The organism is Aquimarina algiphila, assembly GCF_007489275.1.
Lineage (GTDB): Bacteria > Bacteroidota > Bacteroidia > Flavobacteriales > Flavobacteriaceae > Aquimarina > Aquimarina algiphila.
In genome coordinates, this window is record NZ_VLNR01000063.1 from 1 (window position 1) to 23,696 (window position 23,696).

The following is a 23,696-nucleotide window of genomic DNA, read 5'->3' on the forward strand; positions in this document are numbered from 1 at the left end:
TGAGGGATTTAAAAATAGAATCTTATCAAAGATCACAGCAATGACCATTATTCAATATATCAATAGGTTTGAATTCAACAGAAATATAAACAACCTAAAAATTAATATTAACTAAATGCACAACGGGTTGAATAGTATATTTTTATAAGTAAAACAAAGGGAATACCTAATAGTTCATCTAACGGGCTTCCTTTCCAATAACCATACATTTCTCCTATTACAAGCGAAGTAATATCTAAAATAGCTCCAGCAACTAAAAACAATAACAAATACCTGAGCCATTTAGAAAATTTCTCTTGATCTTTTGAGAGCCTTTCTTTCTTAGCATTATACATCAATTGACTTGCAAGCCAGGTATACATCAAAACCATTAGCAGCAACACAATATCATGTATAGTTTTAATTTGAAAATAATAAAAAGATATAGCCACTTCTCTTTTTTGAGCTATAGGTTCACCTAAAGTATTAAACCATATAATAACAAGATAGACCCAAAAAATAATAGGTATAACAAGATGTAACACACTAGATTTATCTATTTTAAAATTAAGAACGAAAATGGATTTGAAATACAAAAACAAAAGTGGAAAAATAAAAATAGAAAGGTGTGCTGGTAAAAACAATAAATTAGAATTCTGTTCGACAACTCCAGAATTACCCAGAAACATTGGAAGAAGAGATACTCCTAACACCACTAATATCGAAAGTAAAATCTTATTTTGAATTTGCCTCCAATTTCTGGTTGTCAATATCAAAAAAATCATCACTACACTTTGAAAAATCCCAAAAAGTAAAAGTGTATTCGTGAGTGTTAGATTCATTTCTATAATTTATCTTTATGTATAACTATTGCATTCGATTTTTACGTAACTTTTCTAACGCAGCTCTGCTCTTAACCGTATCATAAATTATTGTCAATTTTTCTATCTTAAATTCAGTATTAAGCTCGATAATATCAACTACTTTAAACTGCACTTTTTCTCCTTCTTTTAATTTCCATATATACTCAAAAAGCAATGAAACACGATTTGTGTTTTTTTCAAAAAATAAACCATCAAACTTTAATATAGATGCCATAGTATCATTAGCCAAATCTTTATAAAAATCGACCGCAGGTAGTACTCCATATAAAGGAGATTCTACACATCCATTTTTAGCAAAAAGATCAACTACTTTATCCATTTTACCTTTCTCCAAAAAAGAAAGATAGTCATGAGCAACTTGTTCTTTAGTCATTATTTAGAGGTATCTTTCTTTAATAATTTCACAATGATGTTTTTGATGTCCTGATAATATATACCCAGCAGCTCTAGCACTCATTGGACTTTTACTGGCTTCGCCTATCCTGGTTAGCATTTCATCTGTGAAACTTTTAAATAATGTTATAGAACTATTTCTTACTGCTACAAAATCGGATAACATATCTTCTTTACTATAATGATTTGCATTAGAATTAGGAACATAATCATCTTGTTCAAAACCCATAATAGGTGTTTGATCATTTCTTGCAAAACGCAATGCTCTGTATGAAAAAATACGTTCTGTATCAATTAAATGTTGTAATACTTCTGCAACTGTCCATTTTCCATCTGCATAAGCATAAGTCATTTTATCTTCTGGAATAGATTGTACAAAATCAACAAATTCTTCACGACTATTTTGCAGCCCTAATACAATATCTGGATATTCTGCTTTTGAGATATACATAGCATAATAAGGATTGTATTCGTTTTCGCTTATTTGAGACAACATAACTTTTTATTATAAATTAAAAATGACTGTTAAAATCTTGATATAAATATCAAGCATAATTATTTAGAAATAAAAATGAGGCAGAAAATTAATAATTCCACCTCATTTTTCAATATTCTTAACAGTACTTTATTAGTTTTTATGCAGAATTACGACTTGCATTAATATTTCCGAATAGAGAACGGGTAACCATTTTCTCATAAATAACTAAGTCCTCTGGTTTTACATTATCATCTCTTCTTAATTCCTGAATTTTCTTGAGAGCATACTGTTGTATCGTAAGTAATGGCAATACAATATTTTCTCTAATATCAATAGATGCTTTCCCTGCAGGTTCATTTTGCATCAATTCTGAATATCCTGTCAATTTAAAAAGCAATCGTTTTGTTAATAGATATTCTTCATGAATAATATCCCAAAAAGCTCCATATTCTTCATCTTCTTTCATATAGGAAGTCAGTTCAAAAAATGATTTAGTAAGACTCATCATACTGTTACCGATTAAAGTTCTAAAAAAAGGAGACCCTTTATATAATGATTCAACTTTCTTAAACTCTCCTTTATCCTCAAATGCTTTTAATGCTGTTCCCACTCCATAAAAACCTGGTACATTTTGTTTTAATTGACTCCAGCTTCCTACAAACGGAATAGCTCGTAAGTCTCCAAAATCAAGAGTTGTACTTTTACTACGTTTAGATGGGCGGCTACCAATATTTGCTTTTCCATAATATTTTAAAGTACTCATATGCTCTAAGTATGGAAGAAATTTAGGATGACTTTTAAAATCAACATAAGTTTGATAACTTATATCTGCTAATTCTTGCATAGTCTCCTTATTCTCTTTAGAAAAAAGATTGCCTTCATTACTAGTCAATTGATTTTCTACTCCTGCACCAAGTAATTGTTCCAGATTATATTGACAAGAATCCAATGTCCCAAAATTAGAACTAATCGTTTGTCCTTGGACAGTTAACTGAATCTCTTCATCTTCGATAGTTGGCCCTAGAGATGCATAAAACTGATTTGTATTTCCTCCTCCTCTTGCTGGAGGTCCACCTCTACCATCAAAGAACACTACTTTTACATCGTATTTCCTTGAGATTTCGGTTAAAGCTTCTTTAGCTTTAAAAATTCCCCAGTTTGCCATAAGATATCCTCCATCTTTGGTCCCATCAGAGAATCCAAGCATAATAGTCTGTTTCATTCCTCTACGTTTCAGGTGCTCCATATATACTGGATTGCTATATAAAGATTCCATCACCTCATGAGAGACTTTTAAATCAGGAACCGTTTCAAAAAGTGGAATAACATCTACTGTTGGAGATTGCCAATCACATAATCTGATCATTGCAAAAGTTTCCATTACATTAAGTTCATTACCATTATTACTGATAATGTAACGGTTAGCCGCTCGCTCTCCATTATTTTGTTGAATGGTTTTTATAGCATAAATAGATTCTATTGTTGCCCTGGCAATATCATCATCAAAAATAGATGGATCTAACTTACCTTTTACTTTCGAAAGTACTTCGAACTGTTCTTCTGAAGATAGCGTGTCATAGTTATCAGGAAAAAAACCTAATCCTAGCGCATTGGTTTTTTGTACTACTTCTGTAAGTACTTTATGATGAATTCTTGAATCCTGACGAATATCCAGAGTTCCAAAATGAAATCCAAAAATCTTTACTTTATTGATTACATCCTGTAACTCATCAAGAAACAAAGATTGATGCTGAGAAATCAACTCCTCCTTTATCTCTAACAATCCATTCATCAATGTTTCGATTGACAATGGTTCTGCTGTTTTTGCATAATAGAAATTCTCATACAATGCATGTTCTAAAACTGCAATTTTATCCTGAAGATTACCAAATGTAATTCTACGTTTTAACGATCGCATATCTCGATAATAATTTATCAAAATGGTCTTACGAAGCCTTTTAGCTACTTTCAAAGTAGTTTCTGTCGTTACAAACGGATTTCCATCTCTATCTCCTCCAGGCCAAAAACCAAGATTAATTAAATCATTTTCCAGATCTTCTCCTTCAAAAATGTTTTGTTGTACATAATTATAAATATTCCCTGCAGCATGATAAAATACATTTTCTAAATACCAAATCAAGCTTACTGCCTCATCATACGGAGTTGGCTTTTCTTTCTTAAAAAAAGCAGTTTTACCTAATTGCGCTAACAGTTTTTGAATTCTAGGAGAATCATTATCTCTAATTGCGGCATCTAAATCATGAATAATTCCTAATACTGTTCCTGGGTAAAATTGAGTAGGATGCGCAGTTAGTGTTGGACGTATCTTAAAACGTTTTAAATAATCTTTAAGTTCCTCTAATTGTCCTTTTGCCTGAGCCTCTTCCTTAATACTTCTTAATGTCCCTCGACCGTCCATATTATTAACTATAGGAAAAGCTGCATCTTCTATAGCATCAAATAATACTACCTGACGCTCGATATACTGGATAAATCTAAATAGTAAATCGTGTTTTTCGGTAGTCGATGGGTTATCCTGATAAAGATTGAAAAAATCTTCTACAATTTCAGTAGGATTCTTATGCTCGTCGTATCCTTTTTCACATACTTCTTTAAACAGTGGTAATAAAACTCCTGTATTACTAATAGTATCAAAAGGTAATGTAATAAATATACTATTGTATATCTGATACTTTGCTAGAACATTCTCATTAAAACGTTCGATCTTTGGTTTTCTAGCCATGTGTGTGGTGGTAATATGGTTTTTGGTTAATATAACTTCTTTACTATCAAGAGGTTTCTATTCAACTCTGCCCTCCTAATCATTCAGAAGTTTTTCTTGAATTAAAAAACCCTCTAAGAAATTTTTCCTAAAGGGCTTATATTTATATTTAAAAAGTTATCCCTTTATAATTCCTGAAAAATAGAATGCATCAAGCGTTTCTTGTCATTAATACTTTCTTCTAATGAAATCATAGTTTCTGTACGGTACACTCCATCAATATCATCCAACTTAAAGATGATATCCTTAGCATGATTAGTATCTTTTGCTCTTACTTTACAGAAAATATTAAATTTTCCTGTTGTAATGTGAGCAACCGTAACATAAGGTATTTGATTAATTCTCTCCAAAACAAACTTGGTTTGAGAGGTGTTTTGAAGATAAATACCAACATATGCTATAAATGAATATCCTAATTTCTTATAGTCTAATGTTAATGAAGACCCTTCAATAATTCCAGCTTCTTCCATTTTTTTTACTCGCACATGTACAGTACCCGCAGAGATCAATAGTTTCTTTGCAATATCTGTAAAAGGTGTACGGGTATTTTCAATCAACATATCCAAAATTTGATGATCTACTTCGTCTAATTTAAACTTTGCCATAGTAATAATATTATTTTTCCCGATTATTTACATTGCAAATTTAGCAGAAAAATCAAGTATTCACACATTTTATTTTAACTTTTTGCTTGTTCTATTAAGAATAATTCAGAATCTAGGTAAAATTTTAACAGCTCTGCCTCTGGAACTATCTCTACTGTAACGTTTTCGTTACGTATTGCTCTTTTTTCACCAATAATCTCTCTATGTCCATAAAACTTTTGAAGATTATCGATTTTAACAATTTTAGGTATGAATTTGACATTATTTTTGGTTAATTCTTCCTTATACTGTATGGCGATATCAGTATTTTTTCCATTAAGAATAACATCCCTAACAATGATATCATAAAAACATTTTCCATTTTCTGGTATCAAATAATAATCTTTATATCCCTTTCCAGTAATTTCTGTTGTACTTATATAATGTAATGAAGTAATTAATGAAAAGAATATATATTGTCTTGTTGTTTCTCTATCGTAGTCATTAGGATAATGTCCAGATTCAAATAATATTGCTGGTATACCCATATATGATAATGTATCTCCTACACAATTTAAATTAAAACCATCATCATACCTCCCAACCTGATTTGGTATGCATTCTTGAAGCACCTCATTCATTTTTGCAATTACCTGCATAGCCTGTTTTCGACTTTTAGTTATTGAGCGCTTAGCATCTCCTGCTGGGGATAAAAATGATACTGTCGCAGGATAATTGGTTTCTCCTGCACTAAAAATAGTACGTTGCCCATGAAGGTTAAATCCAAAATCTGGCTTTATCTGTTGGATTAAGTCATTTAAAACAATACTTTCTTTCTGAGTCTTATTTTGGGCATCTCTATTAAGATCAATTTTATTGTAATTTAGCCTTGTATATGCCTTTGCTCCATCTGGACTTAAAATAGGCACAATATACAATGTACATTCTTTCAAAATAGCTGAAGCAATATTATTATTTGAATCTATAAGTAGATTAATAAGATCAAATATAGCTTTTGTAGTTGTACTTTCATTACCATGCATTTGTGACCAAAACAAAAGTTTCTTAGGTCCAGTTCCCAAAGTTATTAAATGTATTGGAGCGTTATTTTCTGAAGAACCTATTTGTCTAAGGTCAACTTTTTTTGATAATTCGTCCAAAAGAGGGCTAATGTGATCTAAACAAATGTAGCGTCCAAATAAGGAAGGTTCTTTATATAAAGTAAACCAGTTTTTTAATGTATCAATATTCATAGTACGTATTAGAAGGTCACGAAATTACTATAGTTTGTTGAGGATTCATAACAAATAAAAGAATTAGTTACATATGTAAACTAGGATAAGGTTTACAATTGTAAAAAGAAGACATTTACATTTGTAAACAATAGTTTTTGTTCCATATGTTTACAATGGTAAACAGTTTGTTTTTAGTAGTTTCCAATTGTATAATAGTTATTAGTAAATTAATTAAAGTATTTTTATGATATATTATAAAATTATCTAAATGAGACTATTAAGAGTATTTACCTGAACAAATTATTAAAGCGTAGAGCTCTTTGATTTACAATTGTAAACTATACTTCTGACCAAAATTGTTTACCTTTGTAATCAATATTTATTCTAAAACTCGTTTACAATGGTAAACAATAAAGACTTTGGTAAAAGAATTCAAAAAGTAATGGATTATTATGGCGTATCGGCTTCATCCTTTGCAGATTATATGGGAGTAGGTCGCTCTTCTATTTCTCATATTCTTAGTGGGCGAAATAAACCTAGTTTAGACTTTGTTATGAAAATAGTTGATGCCTATAGTGATGTAGAGTTACAATGGTTATTATATGGAAAAGGAACATTTCCTAAATCAGAAAATACCATTGTAGAAGAACAAAAAACTATTTTAGAACCTCCTACTGATACACAAGAAACTTCTACTCCAATTATAGATACAGAACAAGATTTATTCTCACAGTCATCTTCAGAAAAAGAAAATGTTCAACAAAATATATCTTCCCCTGAGAAGGTTTCGCGAGTTATTTCTTCAGAAGGTGAAATCGATCGTATTGTGATTTTCTATAAAGATGGCACCTTTACTTCTTATCAAATGAAAAAATCTTAACAACTTTTTTCTTCCTGCCTATTAACTTTATCGAAATAGATTTATTTTCGTTTTTCATTTAAAGTCATCATGAAACGAATACTCTTATTATTCTTTTGTTTACTATTGACAATCAGCTGTCAGCAAGAAGAACGTGATTGTTTAAATTTTCATACGGGAACATTTGAATTTGAAACCTTATTAGATGGTGAATTAGTAAAAACTACGTTTATTCGCGATGGAAAAATAGAAATAGATTATTTCAGAGGAAAGACTGATACTTCTAGTGTTAGATGGATCAATGATTGTGAATATATTGTACAAAAACTGCATCCAAAAAGTATGGCAGAAGAAAAAGCCATACATATGAAAATCTTATCTACAGATAAAAACACTTACACTTTTGAATACGGACTTGTAGGTGCAACTAATAAAGAACGAGGAACTGCAAAAAAAATAAAATAATGTTAGAAATTTTCACATCGGCTGATGCCTGGGTAGCTTTACTTACACTTACTTTTCTAGAAATTGTACTTGGTATTGATAATATAATATTTATCTCAATAGCTTCTAGTAAATTACCTGAAAAACAACAGAAAAAAGCTACAAATATAGGGTTAATGTTGGCCATGCTAATGCGTATTGTTTTACTGTTTGGGATTTCATTACTAGTCGCTATGGAAGCTCCTTTTTGGCACATCAATCTGCCGTGGATAGAAGCTGGTATAAGTGGTCAAGCTTTAATTCTGTTTGGAGGAGGTATTTTCTTATTATATAAAAGTGTACATGAAATTCATGAAAAAGTAGATGAAAAAGGTGAAGAGGAGAAAGAAATCGAAGCCAAAAGTTCAACATCATTATCTAACGCTATTGTACAAATTACATTGATTAATGTTGTTTTTTCTTTTGATTCTATACTTACAGCGGTTGGTATGACAAACGGATTAAGTGAGAATCCTAATGATGCTTTATTACTCATGATTATCGCTGTCGTTATCTCCGTTTTAATCATGATGTTATTCGCGACCCCTGTTGGGCGTTTTGTAAATAAACATCCATCGGTTCAAATTCTTGGACTTTCATTTTTAATCCTTATTGGATTTATGTTAATTGCAGAAGCAGCACATTTAGCTCATTTGCAAATATTTGATAGTGAAGTAGGTACGATACCTAAAGGGTATCTTTACTTTACCATAGCTTTTTCTTTATTTATTGAGTTTTTAAACTTTAAATTGCGCAAAAAAAATAAAAAAACAACTAGTTAAAAAGAAGAATAGAATACTAATTATATGAACTCTTTAAGTTTATAAAAAATAAAATTATCATGAAAGAGAATATAACAGTATTGCTTTTTCTTGTTTCTATATCAATTTTTGGACAACAAGATATCATAGAAAAGATAAGTCAAGATGTCTGTATTTGTTTTACAGAAAATAAAGGTGATGACACCAGTATATTAGAAAAGTGTTTTACAAAACATATTGATACTTATAAAACCGAGTTAGATAAATTAATTGATAAAAATTCATCTGTTCCAGAATACAAACAAGGTCAGGAATTAGGGAAGAAGATATTTTTTGAAATGCAACAGAATTTAGTCAAAAATTGTGATGCATACTTCAATTACTTTGATAATCTAAGAGCGCAGTCAATTCTTGCAATGAAAAAAAAGTACAGTCAATCTAAAGTGCAATCCATTAATGTTAAGCTCTCAGAAAACAAAACAATTGATTTGCTTTGGGAGCGAGCTAATTTATATTTTGCCAACAATGATTTAATAAAGGCAGAAATTGATTACAAAGAATGTCTTACAATGAATCCAAATCATGTGCCTAGTATGTTTTTTTTAGGATGGCTCTATGAAAGAAAACAAAACTACAACAAGGCACTCGAAATTTATCAATCTATTTTTGATGCAACAAAAAAACAAGAAATCGTATTATTTATAGAACTTGTAAAAAGAAAATCTAAATAATTGACAGCTCTCATTTGATTTAAAAAAATACAATTAAGATATAGAAATAACTTATACTCTACTCTTTTCTAAGACAACAAATCTATGTCTAACTAAAAATAATGGGGCAACCAAATAATATAACTGTACGAAAAGCAATCCATTCTGAAATGGATTGGATAAACATGAAATATAAGGAGGTTGATTTTACTTCATCTAATTTTGATACCGAAGATATCGTTATTGCTGAGATCGAAAATCAAAAATGTGGATTAGGGAGATTAACCAAAATCGATGCTGATCATTTAGAATTAGGTGGTATTTATGTATTTAGTAAATATCGTGGTTTAGGAATTGCAGATGCTATAGTAAAAAAACTATTAGAACTTACAACTCCTGAGAAAAGAGTTTGGTGTTTACCTTTCAAAAATCTCAAAAGCTTTTATTCAAAATTTGATTTTGTAGACTATCAAAAATATAATTATCAAATTCCTGATAAGGTGTTTTCAAAATATCAATGGTGTAACTCTACATATGACAAAGAAGTTCTATTGCTCGTAAAATAAGAGTTTCAATAAATATAAGTGATGCAGAATTATCATAATTATAATATTTTAGGCATTTTTGTATTTCTAAAAAACGTATCAAATATTAGTCTTGAATATGAGTCTTGAAAGAGAATTACTTAAACGTAGCGGATCTGTATGTGAATTATCAGGAGAAACTGAAAATTTAAAAGTTTATCAGGTTCCAAAATCTCCTGGAACTGGTATAGATGCCCATATTCTTATTTCTCAAATTTGTTTAGATCAAATTGAAAACCCAGAAAGTATAGACCCTAATCACTGGCGTTGTCTTAATGATAGTATGTGGAGTGAAGTTCCTGTTGTACAGGTAATGGCCTGGAGAATGCTAAATAGACTAAAATCTGAAGGTTGGCCTCAAGATTTACTTGATATGCTATATCTAGATGAAGATAGAATGGCATGGGCTGCAGCAACGGGTGAAGGTGATGACCCAGATGAGGCTATAAAACATTTAGATGCTAATGGAGCACTTTTACAAACAGGTGATTCTGTTGTTTTGATAAAAGACTTGGATGTCAAAGGAGCAAATTTCACAGCAAAAAGAGGTACAGCTGTTCGTAATATCTCGCTAGTGCATGACAATCCTGAACATATAGAAGGACGTGTAAGTGGCCAACACATAGTAATCCTTACTAAATTTGTCAAAAAAACATAATAGATTACTTTAGATATATTACTTAAAAGGCCGGCCTCCTAATCAATTTATTATTCTACGAATAGGTACTGGCATTTCTATATTTTCTTCTAAAAATCTTTTATGTACATTTTCTTTGAGTTTACATTTCATTTTAAACTCCTTAAAAGGCTCCGAAATCCATACATATGCCCTAACATGAACATAAGATTCATGAACATCAATTACACGAACTTCTGAAACAACCTTATTTTCTTCTTCTTTAAACTTAGCGATATATTCTAATTTTGCTGCTTCTTCTAAAATAATTTTTCGAACCACATCCACATCTGCTTTTAATCCTATTTTAAAATTATTAAAACTAAGTACTTTGCTATCCTCAATAGTATGATTTAGAATGGATTCTGTGCTAATTATAGAATTTGGTATGATTAATCTCTTGTTTTCAAACGTATTAATTACTGTATGTCTAAGTGTTATATCGACAACAATACCAACTCGTTCAAGGTCTAATTTGATATAATCTCCTATCCTAAAGGGCTCAAACAAAACAATAAAAACTCCGGCGATAAGGTTAGATATTGCTGCCTGAGCTGCAAAACCTATAATTGCAGCTAGAATACCTGCTCCAGAAAATATTAGTGTAGCCTGTCTTCTTAAAAAAGGAACAGTTCCAACAATAATCACAAAAGCAATGATAATAAAAATGAAACGTATTGAGTTTTTTACAAATTTTAGTTTTGTGACATTATAACTCCCTCGTTTTTGTCTTCTATTTAAAAAAAGAATTAATAACCACTTAACAACCAAAGAAATACCCCAACTGATCAGAATAATAATAAAAGCGTACAGAATAACACCTTCTATATCTTCTACATTGATATATTTTTTAATTAATTCTGTCACCTAAGAATTGTGTAATCTAAAACAATGTCGGTTGCTCATTATCATCATCTACTTCTGTGGTTCCGTTAGAATCAGAAGAAGAAACATTCTCTTCTTCTATTACCTCTATTTCTTCTGCCGGTAGTGCTTCTGGCTCATCATATGGTAAAGATTCTAATAAATTGATCTGTCTTACCTTATGTGTAGTTAACTGATTTCCTAGTGCTTTTGCTCCCTTAATAGCAATAAATTCTTCAAGATTTATTTCTTCATTCGGGCGTTGGTCTTTTCCTCGAAGCTTAGTAAATACCATTTCTGCAATAGGTCTATAATCTGTAGATACTACTTCCAAAAATGATTTAGGATGCTCTGTAATAAACATTTCTTCTCGTTCAGGACTATCGATAAGAAAACGTTTAACATAATATCTTTCTTTTTCTCCATCCCAATAAATCGCAGATATTGGTTTTTTTGGTTTCCATTTTTCCAGAACGATCATATCTGAATTAAAATGCAGTGTCATCTCTGGGATAATTGTTTTTGCTATACCTTTTTGAGTAATCACCAGTAAACGATCTTCTCCTCTAAATTCACCTAACAATTCTCCTCTTCCATCAACATTAAGACGTTGTACAGAGTCATCAAACCATATTTTTCGTGGCTTTAAGGTAGAGACTCCTTGCTCTTTGAGCTCTACTCGCTTAATATTGTATTTGGTAACTATATTTCCTTTTACCCCTCGACCTTTTATTAATAAATCTGAAAAATCCAGATCAAATTTTAGTTTTTTAATACTTCCTGCCTGACGTAAGAAAATAGTAATCACTTCGGCTTCGCCATTAGGGTTTGCAGAAAAATATATGACTTTTGAAGATTTTTTACCTTGTGCCAAATCATACTCTTTATCTCTAGTCACCCCTGTAACAGCAAAACGTTTTACATAAGACGAACCTCCTTTACCATCTTGATAAATCATATTATAAATGGTACGCTTATCCTTTTTCTTAAATACTGCTACATGAATAATATTTTTGCCAATAAAGGTCTTTGCTCCTACTTTGGTTATCATCAATTTTCCCTCACCTGTAAAACAGATAATATCGTCAATATCTGAACAATCTGCTACATATTCATCTTTTCGCAGAGAAGTACCTATAAAACCTTCTTCACGATTTACATATAGTTTTGTATTACGAATAACAACTTTGGTAGCCTCAATATCATCAAAAATCCTGATTTCGGTTTTACGCTCTTTCCCTTTTCCGTATGTTGTTTTTAATCTTTTAAAATAATCAATTGCAAATTCTATAAGGTGTTCTAAATTGTATTTTACCTTTGCAATATCCTCTTCCAGAGCTTCTATTTTTTGCTGGGCTTTATCAATATCAAATTTTGAAATACGTTTAATTCGAATCTCAGTTAGGCGTACAATATCTTCCTCTGTTACTGCTCGCTTCAAATGTTTTATATGAGGTTGTAACCCTTTATCTATAGCTTCTATAACTCCTTCCCAAGTATCTACCTCTTCAATATCACGATAAATACGGTTTTCTATAAATATTCTTTCTAAAGATGCAAAATGCCATTGTTCCTGAAGTTCTTCAAGTTGAATTTCTAATTCTTTTTTGAGTAATTCTACTGTATTATCAGTAGAACGACGCAGCATTTCTGACACTCCAATAAAATTAGGTCTGTTGTCCTCAATGACACAACCTAATGGTGAAATAGATACTTCACAATTTGTAAATGCATATAATGCATCTATTGTTTTATCAGGAGAAATTCCTGAAGGAAGATGTATTAATATCTCTACCTTTGCGGCAGTATTATCTTCAATTTTTTTAATTTTAATCTTTCCTTTTTCATTTGCTTTAAGGACAGAATCAATTAAACTAGTAGTTGTAGTAGAGAAAGGAATCTCATCAATGACCAATGTGTTTTTATCAAATTGAGCAATTTTTGCACGTACTCTTACCTTACCGCCTCGATTACCATCATTATAATTTGTAAAATCAGCGATTCCTGAAGTAGGAAAATCAGGTAAAATAGTAAATCTTTTACCCTGTAAATGCTTAATTGACGCTTCAATTAATTCTATAAAATTGTGAGGAAGGATTTTTGTACTTAATCCTACGGCAATTCCTTCTGCGCCTTGTGCTAATAACAAAGGAAATTTAACTGGCAGATTAATGGGTTCTTTCTTTCTCCCATCATACGATAATTGCCAATCTGTAACTTTAGGATTATAAACTACATCTAGTGCAAATTTAGACAAACGTGCTTCAATATACCTGGATGCAGCCGCTCTATCACCGGTAAGTATATTACCCCAGTTTCCTTGCATATCAATTAGTAACTCTCTTTGTCCTACTTGTACCATAGCATCAGCAATACTAGCATCACCATGAGGATGATACTGCATCGTATGTCCAACAATATTAGCTACTTTATTATATCTACCATCATCCAGATCCTTCATAGAATGAAGAATACGACGTTGTACTGGTTTCAAGCCATCTTCTATTGCGGGTACTGCTCGTTCCAGGATTACATAAGATGCATAATCCAGAAACCAATCTTTATACATTCCTGTAACTTTAGTAATCACCTCTTGCGGCTGGTGATCCTCTGGAGTTAAATCGTGATCTAGTTCTTCGTTTTCGTTTTCCAAATCTATATATAATTTAGGGGCACTTTAATAATTACAACTCTTCCTCTACTGTATCCAATTCTACTTTTAGGTTATCAATAATAAACTCTTGTCGTTGTGGTGTGTTTTTTCCCATATAAAAAGACAGTAATTCTTCTATTGATTTTTCTTTATCCAACATTACCGGATCAAGACGTATGTCATCTCCAATAAAATGTACAAATTCATCAGGTGAGATTTCACCTAATCCCTTAAATCGAGTAATCTCGGGTTTCCCTGACAATTTTGCGATAGCATCTCTTCTTTCCTGTTCAGAATAACAGTAAATGGTTTCTTTTTTATTACGTACCCTAAACAATGGTGTTTGCAGTATGTACAAATGTCCTTCTTTTATAAGTTCTGGAAAGAATTGTAGGAAAAATGTAATCAATAATAACCTAATATGCATTCCATCGACATCGGCATCAGTAGCAATTACAATATTGTTATATCTTAAATCTTCTAAAGATTCTTCAATATTTAATGCAGCTTGCAACAAGTTGAATTCTTCATTTTCGTACACAATCTTTTTACTCATATTGTAGCTATTGAGGGGTTTTCCTCGTAAACTAAATACTGCCTGGGTATTCACATCTCTGGATTTGGTAATAGAACCACTTGCCGAATCTCCCTCTGTTATAAACAATGTACTTTCAAGATTACGATCTTTCTTACTATCAGTAAGATGAACACGACAATCTCTTAATTTTTTATTATGTAAACTAGCTTTCTTAGCTCTCTCCCGAGCCAGTTTACGAATCCCCGATAAGTCTTTACGTTCTCGTTCTGCCTGTAAGATTTTACGTTGTAAACTTTCTGTTGTATTAGGATTTTTATGTAAGAAATTATCTAATTTAGTTTTTACAAAATCGTTAATATAGGTTCTCACTGTTGGTAAGTTTCCTCCCATATCGGTAGATCCTAATTTTGTTTTTGTTTGACTTTCAAAAACAGGTTCCATAACCTTAATACTTATGGCAGATACAATAGATTTACGAATATCACTCGCTTCATAATTCTTACCATAATATTCTCTGATGGTTTTTACAACAGCTTCCCGAAATGCAGCTTGATGTGTACCTCCTTGTGTTGTGTGTTGCCCATTAACAAAAGAATGATATTCTTCACTGTATTGTGTTTTACTATGGGTAATCGCGATTTCAATATCATCTCCTTTTAGATGTATAATATCATATAAACGATCCTCTGTATTTATATTATCAGCAAGTAAATCTCTTAATCCATTTTCTGAAAAATATTTTTCTCCATTAAATATGATGGTTAATCCAGGATTAAGATATACATAATTCTTAAGCATTTTGGCTACATATTCTGAACGGTATTTGTAGTGCTTAAAAATAGTATCATCTGGAACAAAAGAAACTTTGGTTCCTCTTCTTCGCGAAGTTTCATCCAGTGTTTCCTGGTTGGTTAAATTTCCTTTTTCAAATTCTGCAGAAGCTGATTTACCATCACGAGTAGATTCAACTCTAAAAAAAGTAGATAACGCATTTACCGCTTTGGTACCAACTCCATTTAGTCCCACCGATTTTTTAAACGCGCGAGAGTCATACTTCCCTCCCGTATTCATTTTTGAAACCACATCAACCACTTTTCCTAAAGGAATTCCACGACCATAATCTCTTACGATCACCTTATCTCCTTGAATAGAAATTTCTATAGTTTTACCAGCACCCATTACATATTCATCTATCGAATTGTCGAGTACTTCTTTTAATAAAATATAAATTCCATCATCTGCAGAAGATCCATCTCCTAACTTACCAATATACATTCCAGGTCGCATACGGATATGCTCCTTCCAGTCGAGGGATCGTATATTATCTTCGGTATATTTGGTTTCCTTGCTCATAAATTTTGGGTAGAATGCCTGCTAATATAAGGCTTCACTTATTAAATTAAAATAGCCATCCTACAAAGTAATTAACAAATGCATAACGAATTTTGTTGATTATTTGGTATCCAGTGAATTGATAAATTATACCTAATAATTTTAAGATCTAATAATAAGGAAACAAAAATGGTAAAAAACACCTTAAAAACACGTAAAAATACGTATAGACTCTAGTGTGCTTTGCTTCATACATTTGTTTAGCGAAAAAACTTCCCTCAAAACCAATATAAAAAACACTAAACAAAAAATACGAATTGGAAAACAAAAACACACAAAATCATGAAAACACTGTCAATTTATTTTTTACTTTTTTCATTCTTATTATTCTCAAGTTGTAGTAATGATGACAATTTTATCCCAGAACCTGAACCTGAACCAATTGCAGAGCCAGAACCTGAACCTGAACCAGAACCTGAGCCGGAACCAGATCCTATACCCGCTGCTGATATCATCGGAACAGTAGATTTATTTGACGATGATCAAAGTATGGTTGATAACTCTGGTATGTCTGTAAGTATAGAAGGAAGCGATCCATTAATTACTACCACAACAGATCTCAATGGCAATTATTCTTTAAAAGATGTTCCTTTTGGCACATATAATTTGGTATTTGAGAAAGAAGGTTTTGGGATCCACAAAATTTTTAATATCGAGCATAAAGATGAAGGAGAATTTACATTAATGGCCAATGTCCTTAAATTAGGTCAAATATCTAATAGCATGATAACTGCTACTTCTGTTAGAATAGAAGGCAATTTTATTATACTTAATATAAGTCGACCCATGACAGAGAATCTTTTGGTAAAAAGAATACGAATTTTTTATCATAAAAGTGATGATGTAAGTAATGAGGTGTATACACAGTTCTCTCCTATTATTGGTACTACTGGCAATCCGGCCAATTTAACATTCTCTATTTCATTTTTCAGATCACTAGGCTTCGAATCTGGAGAAACCTTATGGTTTAAAGTATATGGAGATAACTTTTATAGTAATTCTTATGAAGACCCTGATCTGGGAAGAACTGTATTCCCCAATGTCAATACCAATACTGTGGATGCAATTTCAGTTGTTATTCCATAAAACCAACTTAACAAAACGAAATCTAACTCATTAAAAACCGCCTATGATTTAACATCATAGGCGGTTTTTAATTAGCATTGTAAATAATCACATCCTTATTAAATAGTAATGAGGTTCAAAAAAGCTTCTCCAAAATTTAGAATAAAGTTATTAATATTCTTTTAATAATTCTTTATCGGTTCATTAGTACATTATGCTAAAGAATTGTTATTAAAGGTCTAAATAATTTATTTCCTTTTTACCTTTAATCTCTTATTATTAAACTATTCTTTATAAAGAATAATTAACTATTACTTCATAATTTAAAATTCAAGAATGAAAAAAATAATCGTTTTACTATCAATCTTATTTTTGTCTATACACAGTTTTGCACAAGATAGTAGTAACTGGAAACTCATCTATCATAATGATAAAGACGGAAAAGCCTTAGAAGGAAAAATTGAAACCCTTATTAAAGCTGTTCGAAATGGAGAAAAAATACGTGTATATTGGTCATCACAAAGACGTAGTGATAAAACCAAAAAAGTTGAGCATTTTACTGACGCAAAATTTTTAACCATATTAAGTGACACCATTGTTTTTGCACAAATAGATCCTATAATTGGGCAAACGCCAAGTTATGACACACAAACTGTAAAACTAAAAGAAAACCTGGAATGGTCGCTAATAGCAGCAACAAATGGCAAATCTGATACAATGATGCGAAATGTAGTTACAGGAGAAATATTAGGACATGGTTTGGTACCATTTGCTATTAAATGGTATGTAAAACGTTAAATTTCTCTTTTGGAAACAGGTATTATTTATGTAACAAAAATCTAATTAAATTGAATATAGGCACTACAAAATATAATGTAAGAGAGGCTAATCAGAATGAGTTTGATGAAATAGGAGAATTAATGGTTAATGTATATTCTCAATTAGAAGGCTTTCCGAATAAAAATGAGCAACCAAACTATTATTCAATGCTTGCAAATATTGGAAATTTAACAAAAAACCCAAAGACTAAGCTATTGGTAGCCGTTTCTCCTAATGGAAAGATTGGAGGGAGTGTGGTTTACTTTGGTGATATGAAATACTATGGTTCGGGAGGTACTGCCACAAAAGAGAAAGGCGCAGCGGGCTTTAGGCTGTTAGCGGTTGATGTAAATACCAGAGGCAATGGCTTAGGCAGGCTCTTGACTGAAGCTTGTATAGAAATAGCGAAAGATGAAAATCAAAATCAGATTATAATTCACTCAACAAAAGCAATGCAAATTGCATGGAAGATGTATGAGAATATTGGATTTAAAAGGTCTGAAGATTTAGATTTTAAACAAGGAGAACTACCTGTTTTTGGTTTTCGACTAATGTTATAGTATAAAAAAAAGGCCCTTTAAAAGGGCCATTTTTTATATACCATAAGGAATAGTTATCCTTTTAACCACGCATCCCTAAGCGTGGATTTTTGTTTTGATGCTGCCGTATCTGCTTTGAGTTTTTTACCATTTGTAAAAGACTTAGTTACTTTAGTTTTTATAACAATATCCTCTCCTGCTCTATTTAACTTTACTTCGACATCATCTCCTTCTTGCCATTGAAAAGTTGAACCCAATACACTATTTGCATTCTGTAAGGTTAGTTTTGTACCGTTTACCTCTACGATATCGTCATTAGGCTTCACTCCATTATCTGCCCAGAAACTGTTATCTGAAACTAAATCAGTAAAAAAGATAGTGCCTTTTTCTTGATTACCAGCAACAATTAACGCTCCCGAATTTTGAATATAATTTGTTTCCACTTTTTCAGACGCTACAGAAAGCCCTACTTTATTAAAGAAATCCTCATAATTAATTGGTGTTTTTCCTTCTACGTGTTTTTTCAAGAATTCACCAATCGATGGATACGTCATGGCAGTAATTTCTTCAATAATTTTGTCATCTTCAAAAGGTTTGTTTTTCCCATATTTTAAAGATAATTCTTTCATCAAAGATAAAATGCCTCTCGTACCATTACTTTCTTCTCGCATCAAAATATCGATACACATTCCTATGAGTGCTCCTTTTTCATATACATTAACATAATTGGACGCGTATGGTTCTTCTAAAATATTCTCACTCATTACCGTAAAACTCATTGTATCATCAAATCCATTTGCACTTTGAATTTTACCCATTACTTTATCATAAAACTCTTGTTCTTCTACCAAACCTTGATTTACTTGAAATAAAGTAGCAAAGTACTCAGTTACTCCCTCATACATCCATAAGTGTTTTGAAAAAGTCGGTTTATTATAATCAAAATAATGTACATCTTCAGAATGCACGCTAAGTGGAGTTACAATATGAAAAAATTCGTGAGATACTACATCTATCATAGCCGAAGCAAGAGCCTCATCTGGCATTTGCTCTGGCAAAACAACAACAGTAGACGTATGATGTTCTAACGCTCCAAACCCTGTTGGCGAATCTTCAGTTCCCTCTGCTAGATAAAGATAAATATCATATCGAGGGGTACTATTAATATCTCCAAGATATGCTTTTTGTCCTTTCATCATTTTAAATACAGTCTCTTTTATTTTTGCTGCGGTATGTACTTTATTCGGAGAATATATACTCAAAACAATTTTAATATCTCCAACCATAAATTCCTCGACATCAAGATTACCATACATCATTGGATTATCTGTTACCTCAAAATATCTAGCTGCAAAATACTTATCTGTAGTAACCTTACCATCTTCACTAGTTTCTGATCCTACTTTTTGTAGCGCAGATGTCCTTTTCATATCTGTTGGTGCTTTTACATCCAAAGCATACTGATTGTTTTTTAAAACATCAAAATACCCAATAAATCCATGAAGGTTTAATACGTAATTTTCTGGTTCTGTATTAGTTCCTGATGGGGAAAAAGGAGTACCGACATCTGTATTTTCAATATCATACGTATCATTTACTAAATACGTTATTTTATCAAGTTGTTTAGCATTTGGTATTAACCATATATTAGTATCCTTTTTCTCGATATTAATTTCATTCCCTTCATAATCAAAAGCTTTAACCTCATCAACAAACTTTCCAAAATCACTAACGGCATAGGTTCCCTGAACTACTTTAGGAATATAGTACTTTACAGAATCTTGGGTAAAACGTCCCGGATCTATTGTAACCGGTATTTTATCTTCTTTAACTTGAGTTAAGTCAATAGCTGTCGCTATAGGTGAGTTTGTTGCAATATCATTGGATGGGTTCTTTGTTCCACATCCAATTAGTAATACACCAATTGAAATCTTGGCTAATGTGTTCTTCATTGTATAAAATTAACTATTTACTATTTCTAGACTAAAAAAAAAGTTGAGTGTTTCAACTTTAATAGCGCAAATTATACATTTTGTGTAGACTTTGGCTTATTTTTAGCACTTTTTATAACAAAACCTCAATTTTGGACTTAATAATTGATAATCATCGATTACGACTCTCTACAACAATCGATTTAATTGACAAGAGAAAACCGACATTTATTTTTCTTCATGATTCTCTAGGATGCAATGAATTATGGAGAGATTTCCCTCAGAAACTGGCTTCTGAAACAGGATATAATGCTATTTCTTATGACAGACAGGGATATGGCCAATCAGAGCCTTTTGCAACCTTAGAACGTGATCATAACTATTTAAAAAAGGAAGCACAGACGTTAGGAAAAATAATAAAACATTTATCGTTAAAAAATGTAATCTTATTTGGTCATAGTGATGGCGGAAGTATCGCACTCCTAGCAGCCGCATTATTTCCTGAAAGTATAATTGGTATTATTACAGAAGGAGCTCATGTATTTGTAGAACAAGAAACTATTAATGGTATTAAAGCTGCCGTTGAAGCCTATAAAAATACAAATCTTAGGGAAAAATTAATAAAATATCATGGAGATAAGACTGATGACGTTTTTAGAGTATGGACCAAAACCTGGTTATCCAAATCATATCAATCCTGGAATATTGAAGAATATTTACCACACATCATCTGTCCATCATTAATAATCCAAGGTAAAAAAGATGAATATGGCACAATTGATCAAGTAAATGCTATTGTAAATACAACTAAAGGAAATTCAACATCATTACTAATTCCTGAAGTAGGTCACACTCCGCATCGGGAAAATCCTGAAGTTGTTATTGGTGAAACTATTAAATTTATAAGAAAAATTGTCTTTTCATGATTAGCTATTTAAAAACTGGTAACAAATATTTATGTTTAGACATTAATAAGTACATCTTTATTATCAAAAATATTAATTTATTATCATTGTAATCTAAAATTAGAATTATGAAATCCATCAAATTAATCTCATTTTTTTTCTTTACTACATGCATTCTTTATGGTCAGGAAAGTGTAGACTATCAAAAGCCTCCTAAAGAAATTTTAGATTTAGTAGATGTGCCTCTTGCGCCTTCTGTTCGTATTGATAATAAAGGAGAAAACTTAGTTTTTCTTTATAGAGATAGCTATAAGACAATTGAAGAATTATCAGAAAAAGAAATGCGATTAGCAGGATTACGAATTAATCCTAAAACTAATATTTCAAGTAGAGCTAATTATTACAATAATATCAAACTAAAAAAAACAAATGATAAGGAAGCTATTCAAGTTATAGGGCTGCCAAAAAATGTAAGAATAACTAATTTTAATTGGTCTCCTGATCAGAATAAAGCTGCATTTACTAATACAACATCAAAAGGTGTAGAATTATGGGTATTAGATATTTCAGAAGGTAAAGCTAGTAAAATCACAGATGCAAATCTAAACGCTAATATGGGAATTCCTTTTAAATGGTTTAGAGATAATTCAGCCTTATTAGTAAAATTTCTTCCATCTAATAAGAAACAACTTATCGATAATGAAGAGGCAGTCCCAACAGGACCTACAATAACAATAAGTGAAGGAGCAAAAGCACAAAATCGAACATATCAGGATTTATTAAAGAATCCAAATGATGAGTACAACTTTGAACAGTTAACTACCTCAGAAATTAAAAAAGTAAATCTTGATGGAACCTCAACAAGTTGGTTATCAGAGGCAATGTATCGTAACTTTTCGTTCTCCCCAGATGGTAAATATGTAATTGCAACTACAATTCAAAAACCTTTTTCTTATCTAGTTCCGTATAGACGCTTTCCCCAAGAAACCAAATTATACAAGAGTAATGGAGAAGAGATAAAAACCATCAATAAAGTACCTCTCTCCGAAGTCCTTCCAAAAGGATTTATGTCAACAAGAATCGGTAAAAGGTCTATGACTTGGCGCAAAGATCAACCAGCTACCTTAGTTTGGGTTGAAGCATTGGACAACGGAGATCCTAAAATAGAAGTTAAATATCGCGATGAAGTATATCAACTAAAAGCTCCTTTCAATGATACTCCAAAATCAATTTTAAAAACTATCAATCGCTTTGGAGGAATTAACTGGACTAATAATAGTGAGCTTGCAATCGCTTATGATTATTGGTGGAATACTCGAAATACAAAGACCTATATTTTTAATCCATCAAAACCGAATCAAAAATCAAATATTATCCATGATAGAAATTACCAAGATAGATATAATGATCCTGGGGAACCTATAAAAATTAAAAATGAATATGGATATTCTGTAATTAATATTGATAATGATAATATCTATATGGTAGGAGATGGCTATACCAAAGATGGGCAATTTCCATTTATAGATAAACTTAATGTAAAATCTAATGAAACTATTCGTATTTATCAATCTGAATACACAGATAAGGTAGAAAATATTTATTCGGCAATAGATATAAAAAAAGGAGATTTTTTAGTAAGAATAGAATCTCCTAACGAATATCCAAATTATTATATAAGAAACATCAAAACAGCAAAAAACTTAAAACAAATAACTGCTTTTGAAAATCCTTTTTCTGGTATACAAAATGTTCATAAAGAAGTTATAAAATATAAGAGAGAGGATGGATTAGAACTTTCGGGCACACTATATCTTCCAGTAGATTATGATAAATCAAAAAAGGAAAAAATGCCAATGATTCTTTGGGCATATCCAGTTGAATTTAAGGATAAGACTAGTGCATCGCAATCTACTTCAAACCCAAATAAATTCACGTATCCTTTCTGGGGGTCAATGCTTTACTGGGTTACCAGAGGATATGTAGTATTAGACGGTGCTTCATTTCCAATTGTGGGAGAAGGAAACGAAGAGCCAAATGATTCTTTTAGAAAACAATTGATAGCAAATGGTAAAGCTGCAATAGACGCAGTAAATACATTAGGTTATATTGATCCTGAGAGAGTAGCAATTGGCGGGCATTCTTATGGAGCATTTATGACCGCTAATTTACTGTCTCATTCTAATCTTTTCGCTGCTGGAATAGCTAGAAGTGGCGCTTACAATAGAACCCTCACTCCTTTTGGTTTTCAAAGTGAGGAACGAAGTTATTGGGAAGCACCAGAAATATACTATACAATGTCCCCATTTATGCATGCTGATAAAATGAAAACTCCTTTGCTATTAATACATGGACAAGCAGATAATAATTCTGGCACCTATCCTTTACAAAGTGAACGTTATTTTAATGCATTAAAAGGGTTAGGAGCAACTACAAGATTAGTGATGTTACCAAAAGAAAGTCATGGATACAGAGCAAAAGAATCAATATTACACTTATTATGGGAACAAGATCAATGGCTAGAGAAATATGTGAAGAATAGAAAAAAATTAAAGTAAAAAGTATTAATTAAAATATAAGAA

Annotated in this window: 21 protein-coding genes and 1 pseudogene; 12 read left to right on the top strand and 10 right to left on the bottom strand. The window is 31.4% G+C overall.

The features are described 5' to 3' along the window. A pseudogene (locus tag FOF46_RS32685) lies at positions 1-115 on the top strand (IS982 family transposase); the annotation flags it as partial. On the opposite strand, the gene FOF46_RS23180 reads toward FOF46_RS32685, so the two are convergent. From FOF46_RS23180 to FOF46_RS23205, 6 genes are all read right to left on the bottom strand, one after another. Next, on the bottom strand, positions 108-821 hold the full coding sequence (locus tag FOF46_RS23180; RefSeq protein WP_143918109.1) for a hypothetical protein: 714 nt from the start codon (positions 819-821) through the stop codon (positions 108-110). The pseudogene FOF46_RS32685 and the gene FOF46_RS23180 overlap by 8 nt on opposite strands. 25 nt (positions 822-846) lie before the next feature. Next, positions 847-1,236 (bottom strand): nuclear transport factor 2 family protein, encoded by a 390-nt coding sequence (locus tag FOF46_RS23185; protein WP_143918110.1) that lies wholly within the window; start codon positions 1,234-1,236, stop codon positions 847-849. Between the two features lie 3 nt (positions 1,237-1,239). Further along, the gene (locus FOF46_RS23190) at positions 1,240-1,752 is read right to left on the bottom strand and encodes a DinB family protein (protein ID WP_109437592.1); all 513 of its coding nucleotides are present in this window, start codon (positions 1,750-1,752) and stop codon (positions 1,240-1,242) included. A gap of 139 nt (positions 1,753-1,891) precedes the next feature. Continuing rightward, entirely contained in the window at positions 1,892-4,477 is a 2,586-nt protein-coding gene (locus FOF46_RS23195; RefSeq protein ID WP_109437593.1) for a phosphoenolpyruvate carboxylase, read from the bottom strand. Between the two features lie 164 nt (positions 4,478-4,641). Next, complete coding sequence (locus FOF46_RS23200; protein WP_109437594.1) at positions 4,642-5,121, bottom strand: Lrp/AsnC family transcriptional regulator; 480 nt, start codon at positions 5,119-5,121, stop codon at positions 4,642-4,644. A 74-nt stretch (positions 5,122-5,195) separates the two neighbouring features. Continuing rightward, positions 5,196-6,353 carry a M14 family zinc carboxypeptidase gene (locus tag FOF46_RS23205; RefSeq protein ID WP_143918111.1) on the bottom strand — a complete coding sequence of 386 codons (1,158 nt, stop codon included), beginning with the start codon at positions 6,351-6,353 and terminating at the stop codon, positions 5,196-5,198. A gap of 382 nt (positions 6,354-6,735) precedes the next feature. On the opposite strand from FOF46_RS23205, the gene FOF46_RS23210 reads away from it, so the two are divergent. The 6 genes from FOF46_RS23210 to FOF46_RS23235 all read left to right on the top strand — a co-directional run bounded on the left by FOF46_RS23210 (position 6,736) and on the right by FOF46_RS23235 (position 10,390). Next, entirely contained in the window at positions 6,736-7,215 is a 480-nt protein-coding gene (locus tag FOF46_RS23210; protein ID WP_143918112.1) for a helix-turn-helix domain-containing protein, read from the top strand. A gap of 69 nt (positions 7,216-7,284) precedes the next feature. Then, positions 7,285-7,659, top strand: coding sequence for a DNA topoisomerase IV (locus FOF46_RS23215; RefSeq protein ID WP_109437597.1), 375 nt, complete (start codon positions 7,285-7,287; stop codon positions 7,657-7,659). Next, positions 7,659-8,459, top strand: a complete 801-nt coding sequence (locus FOF46_RS23220; RefSeq protein WP_109437598.1) for a TerC family protein — start codon at positions 7,659-7,661, stop codon at positions 8,457-8,459. Before FOF46_RS23215 ends, FOF46_RS23220 begins: the two co-directional genes overlap by 1 nt. Positions 8,460-8,518: 59 nt before the next feature. Continuing rightward, a complete protein-coding gene (locus FOF46_RS23225; protein WP_109437599.1) occupies positions 8,519-9,169 on the top strand; it encodes a tetratricopeptide repeat protein in 651 nt (216 codons plus the stop codon). A gap of 101 nt (positions 9,170-9,270) precedes the next feature. Further along, positions 9,271-9,714, top strand: a complete 444-nt coding sequence (locus FOF46_RS23230; protein ID WP_143918113.1) for a GNAT family N-acetyltransferase — start codon at positions 9,271-9,273, stop codon at positions 9,712-9,714. Positions 9,715-9,811: 97 nt separating this feature from the next. Beyond that, complete coding sequence (locus FOF46_RS23235) at positions 9,812-10,390, top strand: PhnA domain-containing protein (protein ID WP_143918114.1); 579 nt, start codon at positions 9,812-9,814, stop codon at positions 10,388-10,390. A gap of 42 nt (positions 10,391-10,432) precedes the next feature. Here FOF46_RS23235 and FOF46_RS23240 read toward each other — a convergent pair whose 3' ends face one another. Genes FOF46_RS23240 through FOF46_RS23250 form a run of 3 tightly spaced genes read right to left on the bottom strand, consistent with a single transcriptional unit; the run spans position 10,433 to position 15,816 of the window. Next, positions 10,433-11,275, bottom strand: coding sequence for a mechanosensitive ion channel family protein (locus tag FOF46_RS23240; RefSeq protein WP_109437602.1), 843 nt, complete (start codon positions 11,273-11,275; stop codon positions 10,433-10,435). 16 nt (positions 11,276-11,291) lie between these two features. After that, positions 11,292-13,925, bottom strand: a complete 2,634-nt coding sequence (locus tag FOF46_RS23245; RefSeq protein ID WP_143918115.1) for a DNA gyrase/topoisomerase IV subunit A — start codon at positions 13,923-13,925, stop codon at positions 11,292-11,294. 31 nt (positions 13,926-13,956) lie between these two features. Then, positions 13,957-15,816, bottom strand: a complete 1,860-nt coding sequence (locus FOF46_RS23250; RefSeq protein ID WP_109437604.1) for a DNA topoisomerase IV subunit B — start codon at positions 15,814-15,816, stop codon at positions 13,957-13,959. Between the two features lie 321 nt (positions 15,817-16,137). On the opposite strand from FOF46_RS23250, the gene FOF46_RS32390 reads away from it, so the two are divergent. From FOF46_RS32390 to FOF46_RS23265, 3 genes are all read left to right on the top strand, one after another. Next, positions 16,138-16,941 carry a carboxypeptidase-like regulatory domain-containing protein gene (locus tag FOF46_RS32390; protein WP_208746812.1) on the top strand — a complete coding sequence of 268 codons (804 nt, stop codon included), beginning with the start codon at positions 16,138-16,140 and terminating at the stop codon, positions 16,939-16,941. A gap of 315 nt (positions 16,942-17,256) precedes the next feature. Next, positions 17,257-17,718, top strand: coding sequence for a hypothetical protein (locus tag FOF46_RS23260; protein ID WP_109437605.1), 462 nt, complete (start codon positions 17,257-17,259; stop codon positions 17,716-17,718). A gap of 50 nt (positions 17,719-17,768) precedes the next feature. Beyond that, entirely contained in the window at positions 17,769-18,299 is a 531-nt protein-coding gene (locus FOF46_RS23265) for a GNAT family N-acetyltransferase (protein WP_235010996.1), read from the top strand. A 53-nt stretch (positions 18,300-18,352) separates the two neighbouring features. On the opposite strand, the gene FOF46_RS23270 is transcribed toward FOF46_RS23265, so the two are convergent. Then, positions 18,353-20,230 carry a M61 family metallopeptidase gene (locus FOF46_RS23270; RefSeq protein WP_143918116.1) on the bottom strand — a complete coding sequence of 626 codons (1,878 nt, stop codon included), beginning with the start codon at positions 20,228-20,230 and terminating at the stop codon, positions 18,353-18,355. A 131-nt stretch (positions 20,231-20,361) separates the two neighbouring features. Between FOF46_RS23270 and FOF46_RS23275 the strand changes: the two genes are divergently transcribed. Together FOF46_RS23275 and FOF46_RS23280 are read left to right on the top strand one after the other, a co-directional pair. Then, positions 20,362-21,135 (top strand): alpha/beta fold hydrolase, encoded by a 774-nt coding sequence (locus FOF46_RS23275; protein ID WP_244299727.1) that lies wholly within the window; start codon positions 20,362-20,364, stop codon positions 21,133-21,135. 107 nt (positions 21,136-21,242) lie between these two features. Then, positions 21,243-23,672: an alpha/beta hydrolase family protein gene (locus FOF46_RS23280; RefSeq protein ID WP_143918117.1), complete on the top strand. Its 2,430-nt coding sequence runs from the start codon at positions 21,243-21,245 to the stop codon at positions 23,670-23,672. Positions 23,673-23,696 lie beyond the last annotated feature (24 nt).